15 protein-coding genes and 3 tRNA genes are annotated in these 17,616 nt (G+C 57.0%); 5 read left to right on the top strand and 13 right to left on the bottom strand.

Features of this window, described 5'->3' with window-relative positions; translation table 11 throughout:
* Positions 1-207: 207 nt before the first annotated feature.
* Both mdoH and ACZ3HG_RS16465 read right to left on the bottom strand, forming a co-directional pair.
* Positions 208-2,784 (bottom strand): glucans biosynthesis glucosyltransferase MdoH, encoded by a 2,577-nt coding sequence (gene mdoH / locus ACZ3HG_RS16470; protein WP_191933214.1) that lies wholly within the window; start codon positions 2,782-2,784, stop codon positions 208-210.
* The gene (locus ACZ3HG_RS16465) at positions 2,777-4,312 is read right to left on the bottom strand and encodes a glucan biosynthesis protein G (protein ID WP_191933646.1); all 1,536 of its coding nucleotides are present in this window, start codon (positions 4,310-4,312) and stop codon (positions 2,777-2,779) included. The genes mdoH and ACZ3HG_RS16465 overlap by 8 nt, the downstream gene beginning before the upstream one ends.
* Positions 4,313-4,582: 270 nt before the next feature.
* On the opposite strand from ACZ3HG_RS16465, the gene mdoC reads away from it, so the two are divergent.
* Complete coding sequence (gene mdoC / locus ACZ3HG_RS16460) at positions 4,583-5,710, top strand: glucans biosynthesis protein MdoC (RefSeq protein WP_191933215.1); 1,128 nt, start codon at positions 4,583-4,585, stop codon at positions 5,708-5,710.
* Positions 5,711-5,805: 95 nt separating this feature from the next.
* Here mdoC and ACZ3HG_RS16455 read toward each other — a convergent pair whose 3' ends face one another.
* Complete coding sequence (locus tag ACZ3HG_RS16455; protein WP_191933216.1) at positions 5,806-7,275, bottom strand: phospholipase D family protein; 1,470 nt, start codon at positions 7,273-7,275, stop codon at positions 5,806-5,808.
* A gap of 131 nt (positions 7,276-7,406) precedes the next feature.
* Between ACZ3HG_RS16455 and ACZ3HG_RS16450 the strand changes: the two genes are divergently transcribed.
* On the top strand, positions 7,407-8,576 hold the full coding sequence (locus ACZ3HG_RS16450; protein WP_191933217.1) for a beta-glucosidase: 1,170 nt from the start codon (positions 7,407-7,409) through the stop codon (positions 8,574-8,576).
* On the opposite strand, the gene ACZ3HG_RS16445 is transcribed toward ACZ3HG_RS16450, so the two are convergent.
* Positions 8,557-8,697 carry a hypothetical protein gene (locus tag ACZ3HG_RS16445; protein ID WP_162900974.1) on the bottom strand — a complete coding sequence of 47 codons (141 nt, stop codon included), beginning with the start codon at positions 8,695-8,697 and terminating at the stop codon, positions 8,557-8,559. The genes ACZ3HG_RS16450 and ACZ3HG_RS16445 overlap by 20 nt on opposite strands.
* Positions 8,698-9,118: 421 nt before the next feature.
* On the opposite strand from ACZ3HG_RS16445, the gene ACZ3HG_RS16440 reads away from it, so the two are divergent.
* Together ACZ3HG_RS16440 and ACZ3HG_RS16435 are read left to right on the top strand one after the other, a co-directional pair.
* Complete coding sequence (locus ACZ3HG_RS16440) at positions 9,119-9,955, top strand: AraC family transcriptional regulator (protein ID WP_465333425.1); 837 nt, start codon at positions 9,119-9,121, stop codon at positions 9,953-9,955.
* Positions 9,956-10,006: 51 nt separating this feature from the next.
* Positions 10,007-10,414, top strand: coding sequence for a DUF2000 family protein (locus ACZ3HG_RS16435; RefSeq protein ID WP_465333423.1), 408 nt, complete (start codon positions 10,007-10,009; stop codon positions 10,412-10,414).
* Positions 10,415-10,439: 25 nt separating this feature from the next.
* Here the strand turns inward: ACZ3HG_RS16435 and ACZ3HG_RS16430 are convergent, their stop codons facing one another.
* The 4 genes from ACZ3HG_RS16430 to ACZ3HG_RS16415 form a co-directional block, all read right to left on the bottom strand.
* On the bottom strand, positions 10,440-11,822 hold the full coding sequence (locus ACZ3HG_RS16430) for an efflux transporter outer membrane subunit (protein WP_191933220.1): 1,383 nt from the start codon (positions 11,820-11,822) through the stop codon (positions 10,440-10,442).
* Complete coding sequence (locus ACZ3HG_RS16425) at positions 11,819-12,910, bottom strand: HlyD family secretion protein (RefSeq protein ID WP_191936485.1); 1,092 nt, start codon at positions 12,908-12,910, stop codon at positions 11,819-11,821. Before ACZ3HG_RS16425 ends, ACZ3HG_RS16430 begins: the two co-directional genes overlap by 4 nt.
* Before the next feature lie 59 nt (positions 12,911-12,969).
* A complete protein-coding gene (locus ACZ3HG_RS16420; RefSeq protein WP_194710668.1) occupies positions 12,970-14,601 on the bottom strand; it encodes an MFS transporter in 1,632 nt (543 codons plus the stop codon).
* A gap of 61 nt (positions 14,602-14,662) precedes the next feature.
* Complete coding sequence (locus ACZ3HG_RS16415; RefSeq protein WP_191933223.1) at positions 14,663-15,094, bottom strand: MarR family winged helix-turn-helix transcriptional regulator; 432 nt, start codon at positions 15,092-15,094, stop codon at positions 14,663-14,665.
* 143 nt (positions 15,095-15,237) lie between these two features.
* Between ACZ3HG_RS16415 and ACZ3HG_RS16410 the strand changes: the two genes are divergently transcribed.
* Positions 15,238-15,708: a GNAT family N-acetyltransferase gene (locus ACZ3HG_RS16410; protein ID WP_342354650.1), complete on the top strand. Its 471-nt coding sequence runs from the start codon at positions 15,238-15,240 to the stop codon at positions 15,706-15,708.
* Between the two features lie 131 nt (positions 15,709-15,839).
* Here the strand turns inward: ACZ3HG_RS16410 and ACZ3HG_RS16405 are convergent, their stop codons facing one another.
* The 5 genes from ACZ3HG_RS16405 to pgsA all read right to left on the bottom strand — a co-directional run bounded on the left by ACZ3HG_RS16405 (position 15,840) and on the right by pgsA (position 17,553).
* Entirely contained in the window at positions 15,840-16,172 is a 333-nt protein-coding gene (locus ACZ3HG_RS16405) for a hypothetical protein (protein WP_465333420.1), read from the bottom strand.
* A gap of 364 nt (positions 16,173-16,536) precedes the next feature.
* Positions 16,537-16,622: transfer RNA gene (locus tag ACZ3HG_RS16400), tRNA-Leu, on the bottom strand.
* A 12-nt stretch (positions 16,623-16,634) separates the two neighbouring features.
* Positions 16,635-16,708 (bottom strand) — tRNA-Cys (locus ACZ3HG_RS16395).
* Positions 16,709-16,754: 46 nt separating this feature from the next.
* A tRNA-Gly gene (locus ACZ3HG_RS16390) sits at positions 16,755-16,830 on the bottom strand.
* 174 nt (positions 16,831-17,004) lie between these two features.
* Complete coding sequence (gene pgsA / locus ACZ3HG_RS16385) at positions 17,005-17,553, bottom strand: CDP-diacylglycerol--glycerol-3-phosphate 3-phosphatidyltransferase (protein ID WP_191933225.1); 549 nt, start codon at positions 17,551-17,553, stop codon at positions 17,005-17,007.
* Positions 17,554-17,616: the final 63 nt, after the last annotated feature.

Raw genomic sequence — 17,616 nt, 5'->3', positions numbered from 1 at the left:
AGCATGTTCACCACGTTAACCCCGATTAAAAAACGCACTATTTTACTCTGCGCCTGTCGCTGCACCATAGCACTGAATGCAAATAATACGTAAAAAAAAGCCGGAACGTGAGTTCCGGCTTTTTATTGTTCCGCCTGACGGGCTGACCCGGTAAGCAGGTGAGCCACAGCAGCGACGGGTTTCATTCCCCGTCTGGGGGCGACCCTTTTATGCCTGCCCTGCGTCCTGTTTCGCGTTATTCAGCGCCAGCGGGTTAAGCGTCAACGTATGGTAGTGATCTAACCAGTCGTGATACTTGTCCGCGTTCTGCCACAGACGGTAGTGCATGCGCGACAGCGTCACCGGGTCACTGAGCAGCGCAAGGCGCTGATCGCGATCCAGTTTCGCCGGCGACTCGCTCAGGGCCTGTTCAACGCGGCGGTCACGGGCAAAGTCAAGAATATCGCTCTTCAGGTGGCGCGACGTTGCCATGGCGCTGGCCAGCGCGTTAAACGACGGATGGAACATGGCATGCATAAAGCCATCATCCAGCGCGCGCTCACGGTTCAGCTCCACGTAACGATCGGTATCCAGCAGCTCCTGCGGCGGACTGAACTCTTCCGGGATCAGGAACAGCTTGCCGCGCTTCGATGCCTGGCCGAGCGTACGACGGCTGGACCACACCGACACAAACGGCGACAGGATCAGTGAGAAGACAATCGGTGACAGCCACCAGAGGAAGTTCAGATCCAGCCAGCCCATGCCGCCTGCCCAGACCAGACCGAGCAGCATCTGCGAACCGTGACGCTTAAAGGCCTCACTCCACGGCGTGGCATCATCGTCACGCTGCGGCGAGTTCCACACCACTTCCCAGCCGAGGAATGCGCTGACCACAAACACGGTGTGGAACAGCATACGCACCGGTGCCAGCAGCACGGAGAACAACATCTCCAGGAACAGCGACACCAGCACGCGTAACGCACCACCGTAAGGCTTCGCCCCTTTGCACCATACCAGCACAATACTCAGCAGTTTCGGCAGGAACAGCAGCACCAGCGTGGTGGAGAACAGCGCGATGGCCAGTTCCGGACGCCACTGCGGCCATACCGGGAACAGCTGCCGGGGCTGCATGAAGTACTGTGGCTCCATAAGCGTGTGAACGACCTGCAGGGCGGTAGACAGCGCCAGGAACATAAACCACAGCGGCGCTGACAGATAGGACATCACGCCCGTCAGGAACACGGCGCGGTGAACCGGGTGCATCCCTTTTACCAGGAACAGACGGAAGTTCATCAGGTTACCGTGGCACCAGCGGCGGTCACGCTTCAGTTCGTCCAGCAGGTTTGGCGGCAGCTCTTCATAAGAACCCGGCAGATCGTAGGCAATCCACACGCCCCAGCCCGCACGGCGCATCAGCGCCGCTTCCACAAAGTCGTGGGACAGAATCGACCCGGCAAACGAGCCTTCGCCCGGCAGCGGTGCCAGCGCACAGTGTTCGATAAACGGCTTCACGCGGATAATCGCGTTATGGCCCCAGTAGTGCGACTCACCCAGCTGCCAGAAGTGCAGACCGGCGGTAAACAGAGGACCGTACACGCGGGTAGCAAACTGCTGACAGCGTGCATATAGCGTATCCATGCCGGAAGCTTTCGGAGAGGACTGGATGATACCCGCTTTCGGGTTGGCTTCCATCATGCGCACGAGGCCATTCAGACAGTCACCGCTCATCACGCTGTCAGCGTCCAGTACCACCATATAGCTGTACTGGCTGCCCCAGCGGCGGCAGAAGTCATCGATGTTACCGGATTTGCGCTTCACGCGGCGGCGGCGGCGGCGATAGAAAATACGCCCTTCCCCACCCACATCACGGACCAGCTCCATCCAGGCCTTCTGTTCCGCCATGGCAATATCCGGGTTGTAGCTGTCGCTCAGGATATAGACATCGTAGTTCGCCTGCTCACCGGTACGCACCACGGACTCCCAGGTAGCACGCAGACCGGCAAAGACACGCTCAACATCTTCATTACAGATGGGCATGATTAGCGCAGTACGGTGCTCCGGGTTTATCGCTTCGTCGCCGTTGGTCAGGTACGAAATGCTGTATTTATCCTTACCGATCATCAGCTGCAGGAAGCCCATCAGGGCCGTCCAGAACCCGGCGGAGACCCACAGGAACAGAATGGCAAACAGGAACAGGATCCCGGTCTGCAACACATAAGGCAGGATCTGCAGTAACGACTGCTGCCAGTTCTGGTTGATCATATCCATAGGGTCGATCAGCGCCCAGCCCTGGTATGGCAGTATGGTCTTCATATACCAGGTCGCCACCACCGTCTGGAAGACGGAGAGGAACAGCAGGATATAACGACGAATGGAGCCTACGTGCCGCCATTTGTCCTCATTTTTCTGCTCTTCACGGCTGTCGAAACGCGGTGTGCTTTTACGTCCGCGCAGAGAATCCCACGCGCGCGCCACCGGGTTGGTTCGCCACTCTTCCGGGTACATGGAAGAACGGGTGTGTTTCGGCATCGCTTTCAGCGTGGTACGGTCCAGCGCGTCCTGACCAAACTGACGGCCACCGTCTACAGAGTCAGGCCAGCTCATCTCAACGCGCGCTTTTACCGACTCCTGCGGAGCATCATCGGGACGCGTTTCGACCGGGCCCTCTTCGGCCAGTTGATAGTGCAGCTGGCTGAAAGCCTCTTCCGGCTCTGCGGGCAGCGCATCACGCAGCGCCCCTTTCCGCTCTGGGGGAAGGGGCAGCGCGTCAATATATTCGTCGGGAATTACGGTTGACTTATTCATTGGCAGGCAACTGATTGCTCCAGGTTTCCGTCAGCGTTTTGTCACCGTTAACCAGTGCAGCACGCATCTCGGTCGGCTGTTTATTGTCTTTAACACGAATACGTAACACCAGACGCCAGCCTTTGGTGACCGGGTTGTAACGAACGCTGTTTTCGACCAGCTCTGCGTTATTACCCACGCTCACCTGCGGCGTTACCGGGGTGTTTTCCGGCAGCTTGCTCATCTCCGGGCCAACAAAGTCGACAATAAACGCCACTGTGCCGTCCGGCTGACGCACCAGGTTAGACTGCTTCACGTCACCCGGTGAACGCAGCGTGCTTTTCACATACGCCGTTTCCGGCGAGTGCAGCTGGTTTTCGTCACGCGTAAAGTGCAGGCGATAGGCGAATTTCATCTCTTTGCCCGGCTCAGGCAGGGTTTCCGGCGTCCAGAAGGCCACGATATTATCGTTGGTTTCGTCGGTTGTCGGGATTTCTACCAGCTCAACGCGGCCTTTACCCCAGTCACCTTTTGGCTCAACCCAGCCACTCGGACGCAGATCGTAGCGATCGTCCAGATCCTGATACTTATCGAAATCTCGGCCACGCTGCAGCAGACCGAAACCACGCGGGTTTTCAACGGTAAAGGTGCTGACGGCCAGATGTTTCGGATTATTCAGCGGACGCCAGATCCACTCGCCGTTACCGGCATGGATCGACAGGCCGTTAGAGTCGTGCAGTGCCGGACGGAAGTTAGCCACCTGTGACGGCTGATTCGCGCCAAACAGATACATGCTGGTAAGCGGTGCTACGCCCAGTTTACCTACGTTATCGCGCAGGTAGACCTTCGACTGCACGTCTACGGTGCTGTCTTTACCCGGCGTCAGGGTGAAGCGATAGGCTCCGGTGGCACGCGGCGAATCGAGCAGCGCGTAAATCACCAGATGCTTATCCTGAGGCTTGGGACGTTCGATCCAGAACTCTTTAAAGCGCGGGAACTCTTCACCGGACGGCAGCGCGGTGTCAATCGCCAGGCCACGGGCTGACAGGCCATAGACCTGACCCTGACCTATTACGCGGAAGTAACTGGCACCCAGGAAGCTGGCGATCTCGTCTTTCTTATCTTTGCTGTTAAGCGGATACAGCACTTTGAAACCAGCAAAGCCGAGGTTTTTCACCGTATCCGGATCGTGCTTAACGTTGCCAAAGTTAAAATACTCTGGGGAGTATTTTATCTCGCGAACGCTGGTCGCAGTGACCTCGTTCAAACGTACCGGGGTATCGAAGTACATCCCCTGGTGGTAGAACTCAAGCTTGAAGGGGGTCTTCAGTTTGTTCCAGTACGCTTTTTCATGATTGAACTGGATCTGCTGATAGTCGGCATACTTCATATCACGCAGCTGTGATGGCAGATTGCTCTTAGGCGCTTCAAAGCCTTTACCTGCTAAGTCTTTCGCCTGTTTTGCCACATCGTCAATGTTAAAAGCCCAGCCTGTATTGGCATACATTGAAAGCAAAACTGCTGCGCTAACCCAGCGCAATTTCATCAGTTTTGGTTTATTGTTCATGTTAATCCGCACATCCCCCCCTTTCGGGTACGTAAATCAATTGATCCATCTTAAAGGATAATTCGGCATTCCGACAGCCTGACCCCATTTTTGTTCTGCCCTCTCTCCGCGGCTAACAGCCAGATTCTCAAGCGTTTAGCGGAAACAGATTCGGCTGATAGTATACGCGTGTTTGCTCCATTAAAGTAAGCAGTAAGCTTTAGGCTGGTTCAGGGTGAGCCAGGTTAATAACGTGTTGAATATTGGATATATATGACTAAGAAAACACCACAACGAGAATATTTTCTGGATTCGATTCGCGCCTGGCTGATGCTGTTAGGGGTGCCTTTTCATGTTTCACTGATTTATTCCACACAAAACTGGTCTGTTAACAGCCCCGCGCCCTCTGAATGGCTGACGCTGCTGAACGACTTTATCCATGCCTTCCGCATGCAGGTATTCTTTGTTATTTCAGGCTATTTTTCTTACATGCTGTTTCTGCGCTACACCCCGTCTGACTGGCTGAAGGTACGCGTGGAGCGGGTCGGCATCCCGATGCTGACGGCTATCCCGCTGATTACGCTGCCGCAGTTTTTTATGCTGAAAGAGTGGACCAGTAAGATCGGCGACTGGAGCAGTAAGACACTGTATGAGAAGTATAACACCCTGGTCTGGGATCTGATTTCGCACCTCTGGTTTCTTCTGGTGCTGATTGTGCTGACGGTGGCGGGCTTCTGGCTGTTCCGTTTTCTGCGCGACGGCGCGCGGCAAAAAACAGACTATTCTGACCTTACCTGGACCCGTTTAACGGGTTTTATTCTGCTTTGCAGCCTGGTGTGGATCGCTTTTCGTCGCCTGATGTTTATTTTTGCACCGCAAGTGCTCGGCGATGCGCTGTTTAATATGGCCGTGATGCAGACGCTGCTGTATCTCCCTTTCTTTATGCTGGGTGCTATGGCCTGGAAATACCCGGCGATTAAAGCCCTGTTTGTCCGTCCGGTTCCCTGGACCTTTATCGGTTCTGCGCTGGCTTTTGCCGCCTATGTGGCTAACCAGACCTGGAGCAAGGGCGAAGGCTGGCTGTATGAGATTGATGCGGTGGTGTCGATGCTGATGGGCCTGTGGATGATCAATGTGGTGTTTACCTTCGGCCACCGGATGCTCAACTCCCACTCGCCGCGCGTCACCTATCTGGTCAACGCATCCCTGTTTATCTATCTGGTGCATCACCCGTTGACCATTCTTTATGGCATCCTGTTTGTTAAACAGATCGACAGCAACACTCTGGGCTTTTTCGCCGGGCTGGTCTTCGTCTTTGGCATTGCCTTCCTGCTGTACGAAATCCATCTGCGTATTCCGCTGCTGCGTTTCCTGTTTTCCGGTAAACCCCAGCGCCAGTAGCCGTCGGCCGGCACCCTAATGCAGGGGCCGGTCATTGTTACCGTTCGGCCCCCTGCTTAACGTGCCCACCTTTAGCAGGGGGCGGCAGGCCCCTCCTATAACAACCATTCGATCGGCAGACGCCATACCAGACGCACCAGCAGGCGCTGCATCAGACGGGTTCGCGGCTCACGTTTATGCACCACTTCATTGGCACCCTCTCCCGGGTACTCCACCCAGTTTATCCGCCCCCACTTATCCAGCCGCAGCGTCCAGGCGCGATCGCGCATGCTGCTGATAAAACGCTGGTGAATTTGCGTGGCCAGCGCGTCATTCTCAATCACCAACCCCATTTCCGTGTTCAGCACGGCAGAGCGAGGGTCAAAGTTAAACGAACCGATAAATACCGTCTGGTTATCAACGCTGAAGGTTTTGGCATGCAGGCTGGAACCCGAGTTCCCGGTCAGGCCCCGATCATGGCTCGGCTCGCGCACGTCGCTGTGCGGTTTCAGTTCGTATAAGCGAATGCCGTGACGCAGGAGTTTTTTGCGCCACTTGGCGTAACCGGCATGGACTATCGACACGTCGTTAGCCGCCAGCGAGTTGGTCAGAATCGAGATCTTTACCCCTTTGCGCACCAGCGCCAGCAGTTGCGCCACGCCTGTTCGTGTCGGCACAAAATAGGCAGAGATAATGTCCAGCTGCTGCTGGGGCCGGCCGATCACTTCCAGCAGACGCTGGGGCAGCAGGGTGCTGGTTCTCGCCCGCCCCAGCCCTTTACGCGGGTCGTCACTCAGCAGGCGCGTTTTGGCCCAGGTAAACGGCAGCGATCGGTTGTCCAGCCCGGTCACAAAAGTCGACTCATCGACCTGGCGCAGATAGCGGGCGACCTGTGGGCTGTCGCGCCAGGCTTCGGGCAGTGAGACGGCTGAGGTGGCATTCTCTTCCTCATCCACCACCCGACGCAGCGGTGCCACGGGTCGGCTCTGCCAGTAGCGCTCAAAGTCCTGCGCCACCTCCTGCACCACCGGGCCGACCGCCAGTACATCCAGATCGGAAAACAGCGGCTCGTCCCCGACGCCAAAATATTCATCACCGATATTTCTGCCGCCGACAATGGTGGCCGCATTGTCCACGGTGAAACTTTTATTGTGCATCCGTCGGTTCAGACGGGCAAAATCGGTCAGGTAGCCCAGCGCACGCAGCGTGCGGAAGGTGAACGGATTAAACAGCCGCACCTCAATCAGCGGATGACGGTTCAGCTCACTGAGCGTGCGGTCCAGCCCCAGCGTGTTATTGTCGTCCAGCAGCAGACGCACCCTCACTCCGCGCCCGGCCGCCGCCAGCAGCGCGCTGAACAGCAGCCTGCCGGAGAGATCGTTCTGCCAGATGTAATATTGTATATCCAGCGTCTTTTCCGCCAGAGCGATCAGCTGGTAGCGCGCAGCGAAGGCGTCAAGCCCTTCAGACAGGGGATAGACCCCGCTGTGCTGAGGATGTTGTTCGACCAGCGGCGTAATCGCCTGCGTCAGGCGTGTCGGGACAGCAGCGCTCTCTGCCTGTTGTGAGTGAAGCGTGTCGGTCATCAGCGATCCTTAGCGGTCGTTCTGTTATTCATCCGGTTATTCTGCCTCTGTTTTTCGCCAGGCTCAGTGAGGCAAACATATAGTCTAGACTTAGCCCATCGCCTGCGATTTTATTGCCCCAGGAGAACATCATGCATGATGACAGCCCCCCGGCCACACGCCGTCACCAGCCCGCCCTCTTTAGGCGCTTTTTCCAGGGCAGCTTTGCCTGTTCCACCGCCTGCCGTACGCCCGGTAAACGGGCAGATTTAATGATCAGCAGCGGTCACGATACGCTGCTCGAAAAGGATTACGCCCTGCTGGCCAGTCACCAGATCCTCACGGCGCGCGACGGCGCACGCTGGTATTTAATTGAGAAGCAACCGGGAGAATACCACTGGGACAGCTTTTTACCGCAGCTAAAAGCAGCAGAAAAGCATGGCATTGAGATGATCTGGGAGCTGGCTCATTTCGGCTGGCCGGACGGGTTGGATATCTGGGGAGCCGAATTTGTTGATCGTTTCAGCGCCTACGCCCGCGCCCTTGCCTGCCTGCTGCGCGACGAGGGGCATACCCAGCCGTTTATCACCCCAATGAATCAAATCTCTTTCTGGTCCTGGGCCGGGGCGGAAATTGCCTGGTTTAATCCCTTTGTCACCGGGCGCGGGCGTGAGCTTAAACGACAGCTTGCCCGGGCCAGCATTGCCGCCATGCACGCCATGCGTGAAGCGCTCCCCGGCGTGCGCTTTGTCATTACCGATCCGCTGGTACACGTGGCCGCCTCAGGCTATTCCGCCGCAGCACGGCAGGAGGCCCGGTTACAGCATCAGGCGCAGTTTGAAGTCTGGGACTGGCTGGCGGGAAGAAGCGAACCGGAGCTGGGTGGCTCGGAGGATCTGCTGAACATCATTGGCATGACCTGGTACCCGGATAATCAGTGGTTCCATAACGGCGATCCGCTGGAGCCTCATCATCCTGATTATCGTCCGCTGAACCTGCTGTTACAGGACGTGTGGCAGCGCTACCAGCGGCCGCTGCTGATCGCCGAAACTGGTGCGGAGTCGGGCCGCAGTCAGGACTGGCTTAATCGGGTGATTCAGGAAGGAGAGATGGCACTGAATGCCGGCGTTCAGCTTGAAGGCATTTCGCTTTATCCGGCAGTGGATTATCCGGCATGGGATGATGACCGCCGCTACCCCGTGGGGCTGTTTGGCTTACCGGATGCCAACGGGAACCGCACCGTTAACGAAGAGATGGCATTGATGCTGCGCAGTCAGCAGATCAAACTCAGTCAGGGTACGATCAGGACATCCACAGAGTGATGCCCAGGACAAAGATAATCAGCGTGAACGAGGTCACGGCAAGCACCACAATGGCAAACTGCGCATCATCTAACGGCACACGGGGTTCTTTTTCAGACTCAGGTTTGGAACTGTTTTTCATGTTCAGCCACAGCGTACCGGCAAAACGTTCCTGTTGGGTGCCGGTAAAAAATGAAAGACGTCCCTTTCACCAAAAAGTAAGCATTTCTAACGAAACCGGAGCCTGATACGGGCGCTAATCGCACCCAAAAGCGTCAGTAACCCCTGAATTATCGCGCAGAATAATAGCACGACTTGCCAACAGATTAACGTAATAAATTGATTAAACACCGCTGAAAACGGCATAACATATATTTTTTTATTGAAAATCAGTGAGCCTGCTTACTTCAAAAATTGAACAGTCAGATTAAAAGACTATCAAACTTAACTAATATTTTAACCGCTCCGTCAGCTCACTCCACCCGGCTTCAGCGCCCGGTGTTCTGGCGGCAGCGCCGGAAAATCTGCGGTCTTGAGATACCGCCGTAAGCCAGGGAGAAAAAATGAAGCAGTCAGGCTGGGTAGACTTCGCACGTGACGGGTTGTCATCCATAGAGACCCTGCGCGCTCATTTTACCGGCCACGCCTACGATCCGCACTGGCACGACAGCTATCTTGTCGGCGTCACGGAACAGGGCGTGCAGCAGTTTCATACCCGCCGTCAGCAGCACCGCAGCCGTCCCGGTACCGTGTTCCTTCTGGAGCCGGGTGAACTGCACGACGGCGATGCCATTGACGACAGCGGGTTTACCTACCGGATGCTGTATATCGATCCGCTGACCATGCGCGGGCAGTTGGCCAGCCAGTTCAGTGATATTCCCGACCATTTCGAGCTGAATTTTGCCCGCACGCTCAGTGGCGACCGCCGGCTGGCCAGGGCAACGTTTCATGCGTTTCAGGCGCTGCATCAGGGTGAGTTGAAAATCGTCAAAGAGAGCTCGCTGCAGCGGCTGTTTGCCGCGCTGACCCGCCACCTGCACTGGCGAAGACCGATCCACATCCCGGCGCATGAGAAGACCCTCGCGCTGCGGGCGCGGGATTTTATGCTGGATCGCCGCTATGACGATATTGGTCTGAGCGATATTGCTGCGGCGCTGGACGTTGACCGTTTTCGGCTGTCGCGCGAATTTCATGCCCACTTCGGCCTGCCCCCGCACGCGTGGCTGATCCAGCTGCGTCTGAGCGAAGCGCGTCGCCTGCTCGCGGGTGGGCTGCCGCCTGTCCAGGTGGCGGCACAGCTGGGGTTTGCCGATCAAAGCCACTTAGGCCGCTGGTTCAGGCGCACCAGTCAGTTAACCCCCGCCCGCTATCAGCAATACTGCACAAATCTTCCAGACTGACGGCGCAGGCTGATTTAGGCTGCGTGTTTTCTCCGTCAGAAGGTAAAAGTGATGAGTGATGTTCGTTGTGTGGTGGTGCTGAACCAGGATTTAGCCAGTGGCAAGGCGGCGAATGCGGCGGCGGTGATCGCGCTGACACTGGGTCAGCGCCATCCCGGCCTGGTGGGTCATGCGCTGTCGGACGCCTATGGCCAGCAATATCCTGGCCTGATCCCGGTGGGGATCCCCGTACTGTCAGCCGATAATACGCAGCTGCGCGCGCTGCTCGCACACTGCAGAGAACAGCAGCTTGATGTCGTTCTCTTTCCCCGCGAGGGCCAGATGACGGTTGATTACGCGGCGTTTGCGGCGGCAGTCAGGGAAGTGGCCACCGGGGATCTGCAACATCTGGGTCTGGGGATTGCCGGGGATAAGAAAGCCCTGCGTAAGCTGACGGCCAGCCTTAAGCTGTTTGGCTGACGGCCGGCCTGCATCACCGGCCCTGTTACGATGCCTTCCAGCCGCCGCCCAGGGCGCGGTAAAGGTCAATCTGTGCCAGCAGCAGGTTGTTTTTCGCCTGCACCACGCTGAGCTGGATGCTGAACAGCGAACGCTGGGCATCGAGTTCATCAAGGTAGGACGCATACCCGTTCTGGTAGCGGTTGCGGGCAATGCGCAGGGCCTCCTGCACCACTTTTTCCTGCTCCTGCAGTTCGGTCAGCTGCTCCTGATAGCGGGTAATGGCGTCCAGATCGTCATTAACCTCACTGAATGCGCTGCGTACCACTTTTTCATAGTTGTACAGGGCCTGATTGCGCGTTGCCATAGAGACATCGACCTGCGCCGTCAGTGCTTCGCGGTTCAGCAGCGGAGCCAGCACGCTCCCGCCGATGCTCCACAGGCGGAAGGGGTTTTCCACCAGCTCATGCAGCACGGAACTTTGCATCGTACCGCTGGCGGTCAGGTTCAGCGAGGGCAGCAGGCTGGCGCGCGACGACTGCAGTGAGGCATCAGCGGCCAGCAGCTGACGTTCGGCCTGCACGATATCCGGCCTGCGTTGCAGCAGCTGTGATGGCATCACGGCGGGCAGAACCTGCGGGGCAACATGATCAAAGTGATTCTGCCGGGCGATCTGGCGGGGATTCATCCCGACCAGAATACTCAGGGCATTTTCCTGCTGCGCAATCTGATGCTGCAATAGGGGAACCTGCGCCTTTGCCGTCTGGTATTCCGAGCGGGACTGCACCCACTCCAGCCGGGAAGTATAGCCGGATTCAAACTGGCGCTGCGCCAGCTTTAACGAGTCTGCGCGGCTGTCCAGCGTAGCGCGGGTCACCCGCAGCTGCTCATCGAGTGATACCAGCGTCATATACCCTGAGGCCACCGAACTGGCAATCGTCAGTTCTGCCGCACTGGCTGCTGCCTGCTGTGCTGCCAGAGAGGCTTTCGCGGCGTCAATGCTGCTGCTGCGTTCCCCCCACAAATCAACGTTGTAACTGGCCTGCAGCAGCCCCTGGAAAACCGCCGACTCGGCCGGTTGCCCGGTGGCGGCTGACAGGGAGCGCGCGCGCGCGGCTGACACGCCCGCATCCAGCGTCGGGAAATTATCGCCCTGCGCACCGCGCAGTTGAGCACGGTACTGATCGACCCGGGAGCGGGCAGTGAGAATATCCGGGTTGTTGCGCAGCGCCTGATCCACCAGCTGATTCAGCGACGGGTCATTAAACGCCCGCCACCAGCTGGCTTCCACGGCCGCCCCTGGCCCGACCTGATTACGCCATGCCGCCGGGATCGGCAGCGAAGACGGGGCCTGCCTGACCTCGGTTGCGCATCCGGCCAGCGTGGCCGACAGCATCATCACTAACAGCGTTTTTGGCGCAGGCATCATTTTTTATCCTCCGCCTGTACCGAAGCCGTATCAATATCCACTTCCACCGACATGCCCGGACGCAGATGTCGGGTATTGTCACTGGTGATCTTAATGCGTACCGGAATACGCTGGGCGATTTTAACGAAGTTCCCCGTCGCGTTATCCGGGGAGATCGCGCTGAACTCCGAGCCCGCCGCCGGGGAGATGTACTCGACTTCCCCGCTGAAGCGTTCACCGTTCAGGGCATCGACGCGGAAACTGACCGGAAGGCCAGGCCTGATGTGCGCCATCTGGGTCTCTTTCATATTGGCGATCACCCACTTCTGTTCCGGCACCAGCGAGGTCAGACGCGTTCCCGCCGTCACGTAGGCCCCCTGCCGTACGGCAATCTGCCCCAGCTGCCCCTCGCGCGGGGCGATGATTTTGGTGTTATCAAGGTCGATCTGCGCCAGCTCAAGCGCGGCCTGTGCGCTGGCCACGTCGGCTTCCAGCGAGGCGCGGTTGACGATGGCCGTTTGCAGATCCTGACGTGAGACTTCCAGCGTTGCCTGCGCCTGCTGCACGTCGGCCAGCGTCTGGCTGTTGCTGGCGCGTGCAGCATCGCGTTCACGCAGCGACAGGGATCCATCGGAGACCAGATTTTCAACGCGTTTCAGATCGAGGCCGCCCTTCACTGCCTGGGCTTTGGCGTTTTGCAGCGCGGCCTCATTGCGTTTGATCACCGCCCCGGCACTGCGCCGCTGCTGTATATTGTTGGCCAGCACTGCCTTTTTCATCTCCAGCTGCGCCACCGCCTGATGTACTCGCTGGCGATAAATCCGGTCATCGATGGTCATCAATAAATCGCCCTGATGCACGGGCTGGAAGTCCAGCACGTTAACCTGGGTGATATAGCCGCTCACCTGCGGACTGATAAACGTCACCTGGCCGCGCACGTAGGCGTTTTCCGTCGACTGCGTCTGGCTGGTAAAGGGCGGGAGCTGCCAGGCGTAAAGGATCACCAGTACGCCGACCAGCGCAATGCCCGACCCGAGGGCTATCGATATAATTCGCAGCTTATTATTTCTCAGACGCTCGGTGAGCTGCTGCTGTTCCTGTTGACTCATAATTTCCCCGTGTCCCGTTAGTTGCACCGCACGCAGAGGTGTAGCCTCCGCACGCGGTGTTACCGGGTAATCGTTTTGTTAATGTTTTGCATGGCACGCTGTTCCGCTTCCGCTTCGCGTTTTGCCTGCTGCCAGCTGAGATAGCGCAGACGCGACAGACGCCACAGCACCCAGAGTAAAGTGACCCCTGCCATACAGGCGGTCAGAATATAGACATCGTTGTAGGCCAGCACATTTGCCTGCAGCGTGGCGACGGTCTGAAGCTGTGTCGTCCCCTGCGCCCCCTGAAGGATGCTGTCGCCCGTCAGGCTGCTGAACAGGGCGTTGTACTGCGCCAGACGTTCCGTCACGTTAGGATCAAGCAGCGAAAGCTGATCGCCCAGCAGGCTGGAGTGATACTTTTCACGCCAGGTCTGGAAGGTACCGAGCAGCGCCGAGCCCATCAGGCCGCCGAGGTTCTGACTCATACCAAACAGCACCACAAAGCTCACCAGGTTCTTTGGCTGAGTCACCACGCTGCCGACACCCAGCAGCATCGCCGGAGCAATAAAGAAGGAGGTGCTGAAACCCAGCAGGAACTGGCTGAAATACATATTATTCCCGCGGGTCAGCGGGCTGGATTGCGCATCCATCAGCGAGGCTACCATCACAATAATCAGCGACAGCACGATCGGCCAGCTCAGATGCCTGGGATTAATGGTCAGCGCGCTGCAGACGATACCCGCCGCCACCCCGGCGAGGATCGCCAGCGCCAGCCCCTGCATCTGATCGTTCTGTAATCCCAGCTGTTGCAGATAACCGATGGCCCCGGTGTTCTGTTCGGCAAGCATAATTCGCAGCAGGATCATCACAATGCCGAGGCGGAAAATCGCCCCGCTGCCCAGCCAGCGCGTATTGATCAGCGGATTACTGCGGTTATGCTCTACCAGCACGGCGGCCGTTACCAGCACCAGCCCCAACGCCAGACAAACGCCAAGCCACGGCGTGCTGGTCCACCATTCAATGCGTCCCAGCGACAGTACGCCGCAGAACAGCGCCATGCCGGGGGCCATCAGGAAGAAGGTGAGAAAGTCTTTTTTCTCAAAGACCTTGGTCCGTTCGCCGGGGGGGAGCTTAAGGATCAGCACCGCGCCCAGCGCCATCAGCGCCAGGCCCAGCTCGAACAGATACAGACCGCGCCACTCATCCAGCTGGAGCAGCTCCGTCGAAAACAGGCGTGCCAGCGGGATCGCCAGCTGTGAGGCACCCAGCCCGATGGCCAGGGCTTTCAGCCGGTGCTTCGCCGGCCAGGCCTGCACCTGATAGTAGATACCGAGCGAACTGAGCGCCGCACCAACCATGCCGTGTGCCGCCCGCACGATGATCGCCGAACTGAGGTCATTGACCAGCAGATGGAAAAATGCCACCAGCACGTACAGCACCAGAAAGGCTTCGGTAAACACCCGCAGGCCAAACTGCTGACGAAACTTCACCAGCAGCAGGTTAATGGAGATATTCCCCATCACATAAACGGCCGGGAGCCAGGCGATTTCATTGTTATAAGCGCCGAACACGCCCTGCAGGTTGGTCAGGTTAGCCGTCACCAGGGCATTACTCAGCGCACCGGTAATGCAGATCAGCAGGCCAACGATGCCAAACGCAATACGTTTATGTGTCGGGTGCAGCGGCGTGGAGGGTGACCCGGGCAGCATCGGCTTTTCGCCGGGGGCCCACTCTCGCGGTGCGTAGGGATTGGTTTTATTGCGCGACACCTTACTTTACCTCTGTCGCCGCCAGCAGTTGCTGTAATACGCGCTGAGTGACGGCCAGCTCGCCCGGATTGACGCCAGAGAGCAGCTCATTGCGCAGGGCATCGGCCTCGGTTTTCAGGCGCTGATAGAGTAACTCCCCTTTTGGGGTGACGTGCAGCAGCCGTTTACGCCGATCCTCAGGAGGCTGAACCCGTTCCACCAGATTCTGTTTCACCAGTCGGTCAATCAGAGGCACCACACTGGCATCTTCCAGCCCCAGCGCCTGCGCCAGCTCTTTCTGACTCATGGGCTTATCCTGAATGGCGATAGTCGCGACCGCCATCCAGCTGCTCATGCTGAGACCGTTATCTTTCATGCGCCGATCGATTGCCTGACGCCAGGCGTGGGCAGTGAGATGCAGCAGACGGGAGAAATTCAGTTCCTGGGTATTCAATAGGTAAGATGCCTGATAATTAGAGCTCTAACTAAACGATATGGCAATTATAGCCACGACAAGATAAAGAAAGGAAGACAACTGCCAAAGAGTGTAGATAATTCTTTATCGCCCTGCCAGGCAACACCCCGCTGAGGAACCAAATGATGCTTATTTTTCCGCTACGCCAGCAGCCTGAACGCCACCGTGAAATTGCCCGGCTGCTCCACAGCGAGTGGTCAGGCATTCCTGCCTGGTCCTCGCTGCCCGTGATTGAGCAACGCCTGCTGGAGCGTAACCACGATGAGCGCGGCAGCTTCACGTTTGTGTCCTCAACGGCCGACGGGACGCTGACCGGTACCGCCAGCGTGATTGAGTACGAGCTGGACGACCGGCCGGAGCGCCGTTTCTGGCTGGGAGAAGTGTTTACCCCGCGCGAGTGGCGCGGCAAAGGAACAGGATCGGCACTGATCAACGCCTGCATAACGCGCGCGGGTGAGCAGGGGATAGAAGCGCTGTGGCTTTATACGCCGGATAAGCAGGCGCTTTACCGACGCCTCGGCTGGCAGGATGTTGAACAACGCACGATTTCCGGCGAGTCGGTGACTATAATGGTGCGCTGGCTGGGTGAATAACCCGTCGGGCTTTTATTCGCCGCAGGCGCAGGCAGATCGGTTCAATCCCTCCCCCTGATGACGGTATTGCCGGTGATAGTCGTGCGCAGGGCCGCATCCGATACGGTGGCCGGGTGACAGCGTCCGGAAAATTATTGTCTGTGCTTCACGATCAGAGACCGCCCCATCTGAGGCTCATTTTCTTCGAATCGCCAGTCATCCCGCATTTTTTTCTGCAGATACGCTTTAAACCGTAATTCAGGCTTTCCCGCTGTCACTCTGACGTTCTCTACCCGTCCATCGGCGTTGACGTCATAACGCACCTCCGTCTCTTCCTCCGCAGGTCCGTAAATCACGCCATCCTGGTGGGAAGACCACGCATATCCGGGGTAATCGACTGGCACAAACGGTAATTTTTTTCTGGATGTACAGCCCGTCGCTGCGACGATGATAAGAAGCAGAATAGCTAACTTTTTGATGTTCAATGAAAACTCCCTTTATCCGACATTAATTCTGCACTTCAACTCCCTGAAGTTCAATCACGGGAAAAAGGGTCAACCTTTTCCCCGATCCTCGGGGTGAATGTCAGTCAGCATGCTCCTGAAGCGTCCGGGAGTACCTTATACCCGCAACACATCCGGTGTTTACCGGCTATACCTCCACTGAAGCACGATTATGCAGGAAGTCAGGCTGCCGAAAAGAGTGCGGATATTCGTTTCAGAAGGAAGGATCACACGGGGGCAAAAAATCAGAAAAGCCGAATGACAGAAACAAAAAAACCGCCCTTGGGCGGTTACGACATTACTGCATACTGCTTGTTTTTATTCGTTTTAATCGGTAGTTCTAAAATGGTGCCCGGGGTGGGACTTGAACCCACACAGCCATAAGCCGAGGGATTTTAAATCCCTTGTGTCTACCGATTTCACCACCCGGGCTTGGGTGTTAATTGGAGGCGCGTCCCGGAGTCGAACCGAGGTAGACGGATTTGCAATCCGTAGCATGGCCACTCTGCCAACGCGCCTTTAATTCTTTTTTGTCATCAGAGAGTCATCTCTGATGTCGTAATCTGGAGCGGGAAACGAGACTCGAACTCGCGACCCCGACCTTGGCAAGGTCGTGCTCTACCAACTGAGCTATTCCCGCAGTGCTATCAGCTCACATTCTGTTTTTAATCATACTCACAGAACCTGCTGATTTGCTTTATCTTCTGGCGACCTGAGCTGCCTTTCGATGCGTTGCATTCTACTGTTCTGGCGGAATGAGTCAACCAAATTATCCTCACAACGTATCCGTTTGCTGCTTTTTAAGTCGCTTCGATCACCGTTCGAGCAAATCGCCGCGCGCAGCGCTCAAATACTGGAACATTGACCAGAAAGTAAGCACGGCAGCAATGTATAACGCCACCACGCCAACACCTTCAACAATGGGGTTCGGATGCCATAACAGCGCAAACAACGCCAGCATCTGCGCCGTGGTTTTCACTTTACCAATCCAGGAAACAGCAACGCTGTTACGTTTGCCGATTTCTGCCATCCACTCGCGCAGCGCGGAGATAATAATTTCACGGGCGATCATCGTTGCCGCCGGCAGCGTGATCCACCAGGAGTGGAAATACTCAGCCACCAGCACCAGCGCCATCGCCACCATCACTTTATCCGCTACCGGGTCAAGGAACGCTCCGAACTGCGTCGTCTGTTTCCAGCGACGGGCAAGGTAGCCATCGAACCAGTCTGTTATCGCGGCGAAGATGAAAATCAGCCCACAGGCCAGTGGAGCCCATTGAAATGGCAGATAAAATGCCAGCACAAAGAACGGGATTAAGACTACGCGAAACAGGGTAAGTAAGGTCGGAATATTAAATGGCATAATTACGCTAACTGTCTGGACAGAGTAGAATTTGTCCCTATGTTCCTACATTGCCCCGGGTGT

It is taken from the genome of Erwinia sp. PME.40.26/001 (assembly GCF_055556675.1).
This window is presented reverse-complemented; position numbering and strand designations above follow the sequence as displayed.

Bases quoted from the DNA above. Each gene is read 5' to 3' on its own strand.
- mdoH (WP_191933214.1), bottom strand. From the start codon at position 2,784: ATGAATAAGTCAACCGTAATTCCCGACGAATATATTGACGCGCTGCCC.
- mdoC (WP_191933215.1), top strand. From the start codon at position 4,583: ATGACTAAGAAAACACCACAACGAGAATATTTTCTGGATTCGATTCGC.
- ACZ3HG_RS16455 (WP_191933216.1), bottom strand. From the start codon at position 7,275: ATGACCGACACGCTTCACTCACAACAGGCAGAGAGCGCTGCTGTCCCG.
- ACZ3HG_RS16450 (WP_191933217.1), top strand. From the start codon at position 7,407: ATGCATGATGACAGCCCCCCGGCCACACGCCGTCACCAGCCCGCCCTC.
- ACZ3HG_RS16445 (WP_162900974.1), bottom strand. From the start codon at position 8,697: ATGAAAAACAGTTCCAAACCTGAGTCTGAAAAAGAACCCCGTGTGCCG.
- ACZ3HG_RS16440 (WP_465333425.1), top strand. From the start codon at position 9,119: ATGAAGCAGTCAGGCTGGGTAGACTTCGCACGTGACGGGTTGTCATCC.
- ACZ3HG_RS16435 (WP_465333423.1), top strand. From the start codon at position 10,007: ATGAGTGATGTTCGTTGTGTGGTGGTGCTGAACCAGGATTTAGCCAGT.
- ACZ3HG_RS16430 (WP_191933220.1), bottom strand. From the start codon at position 11,822: ATGATGCCTGCGCCAAAAACGCTGTTAGTGATGATGCTGTCGGCCACG.
- ACZ3HG_RS16425 (WP_191936485.1), bottom strand. From the start codon at position 12,910: ATGAGTCAACAGGAACAGCAGCAGCTCACCGAGCGTCTGAGAAATAAT.
- ACZ3HG_RS16420 (WP_194710668.1), bottom strand. From the start codon at position 14,601: ATGCTGCCCGGGTCACCCTCCACGCCGCTGCACCCGACACATAAACGT.
- ACZ3HG_RS16410 (WP_342354650.1), top strand. From the start codon at position 15,238: ATGATGCTTATTTTTCCGCTACGCCAGCAGCCTGAACGCCACCGTGAA.
- pgsA (WP_191933225.1), bottom strand. From the start codon at position 17,553: ATGCCATTTAATATTCCGACCTTACTTACCCTGTTTCGCGTAGTCTTA.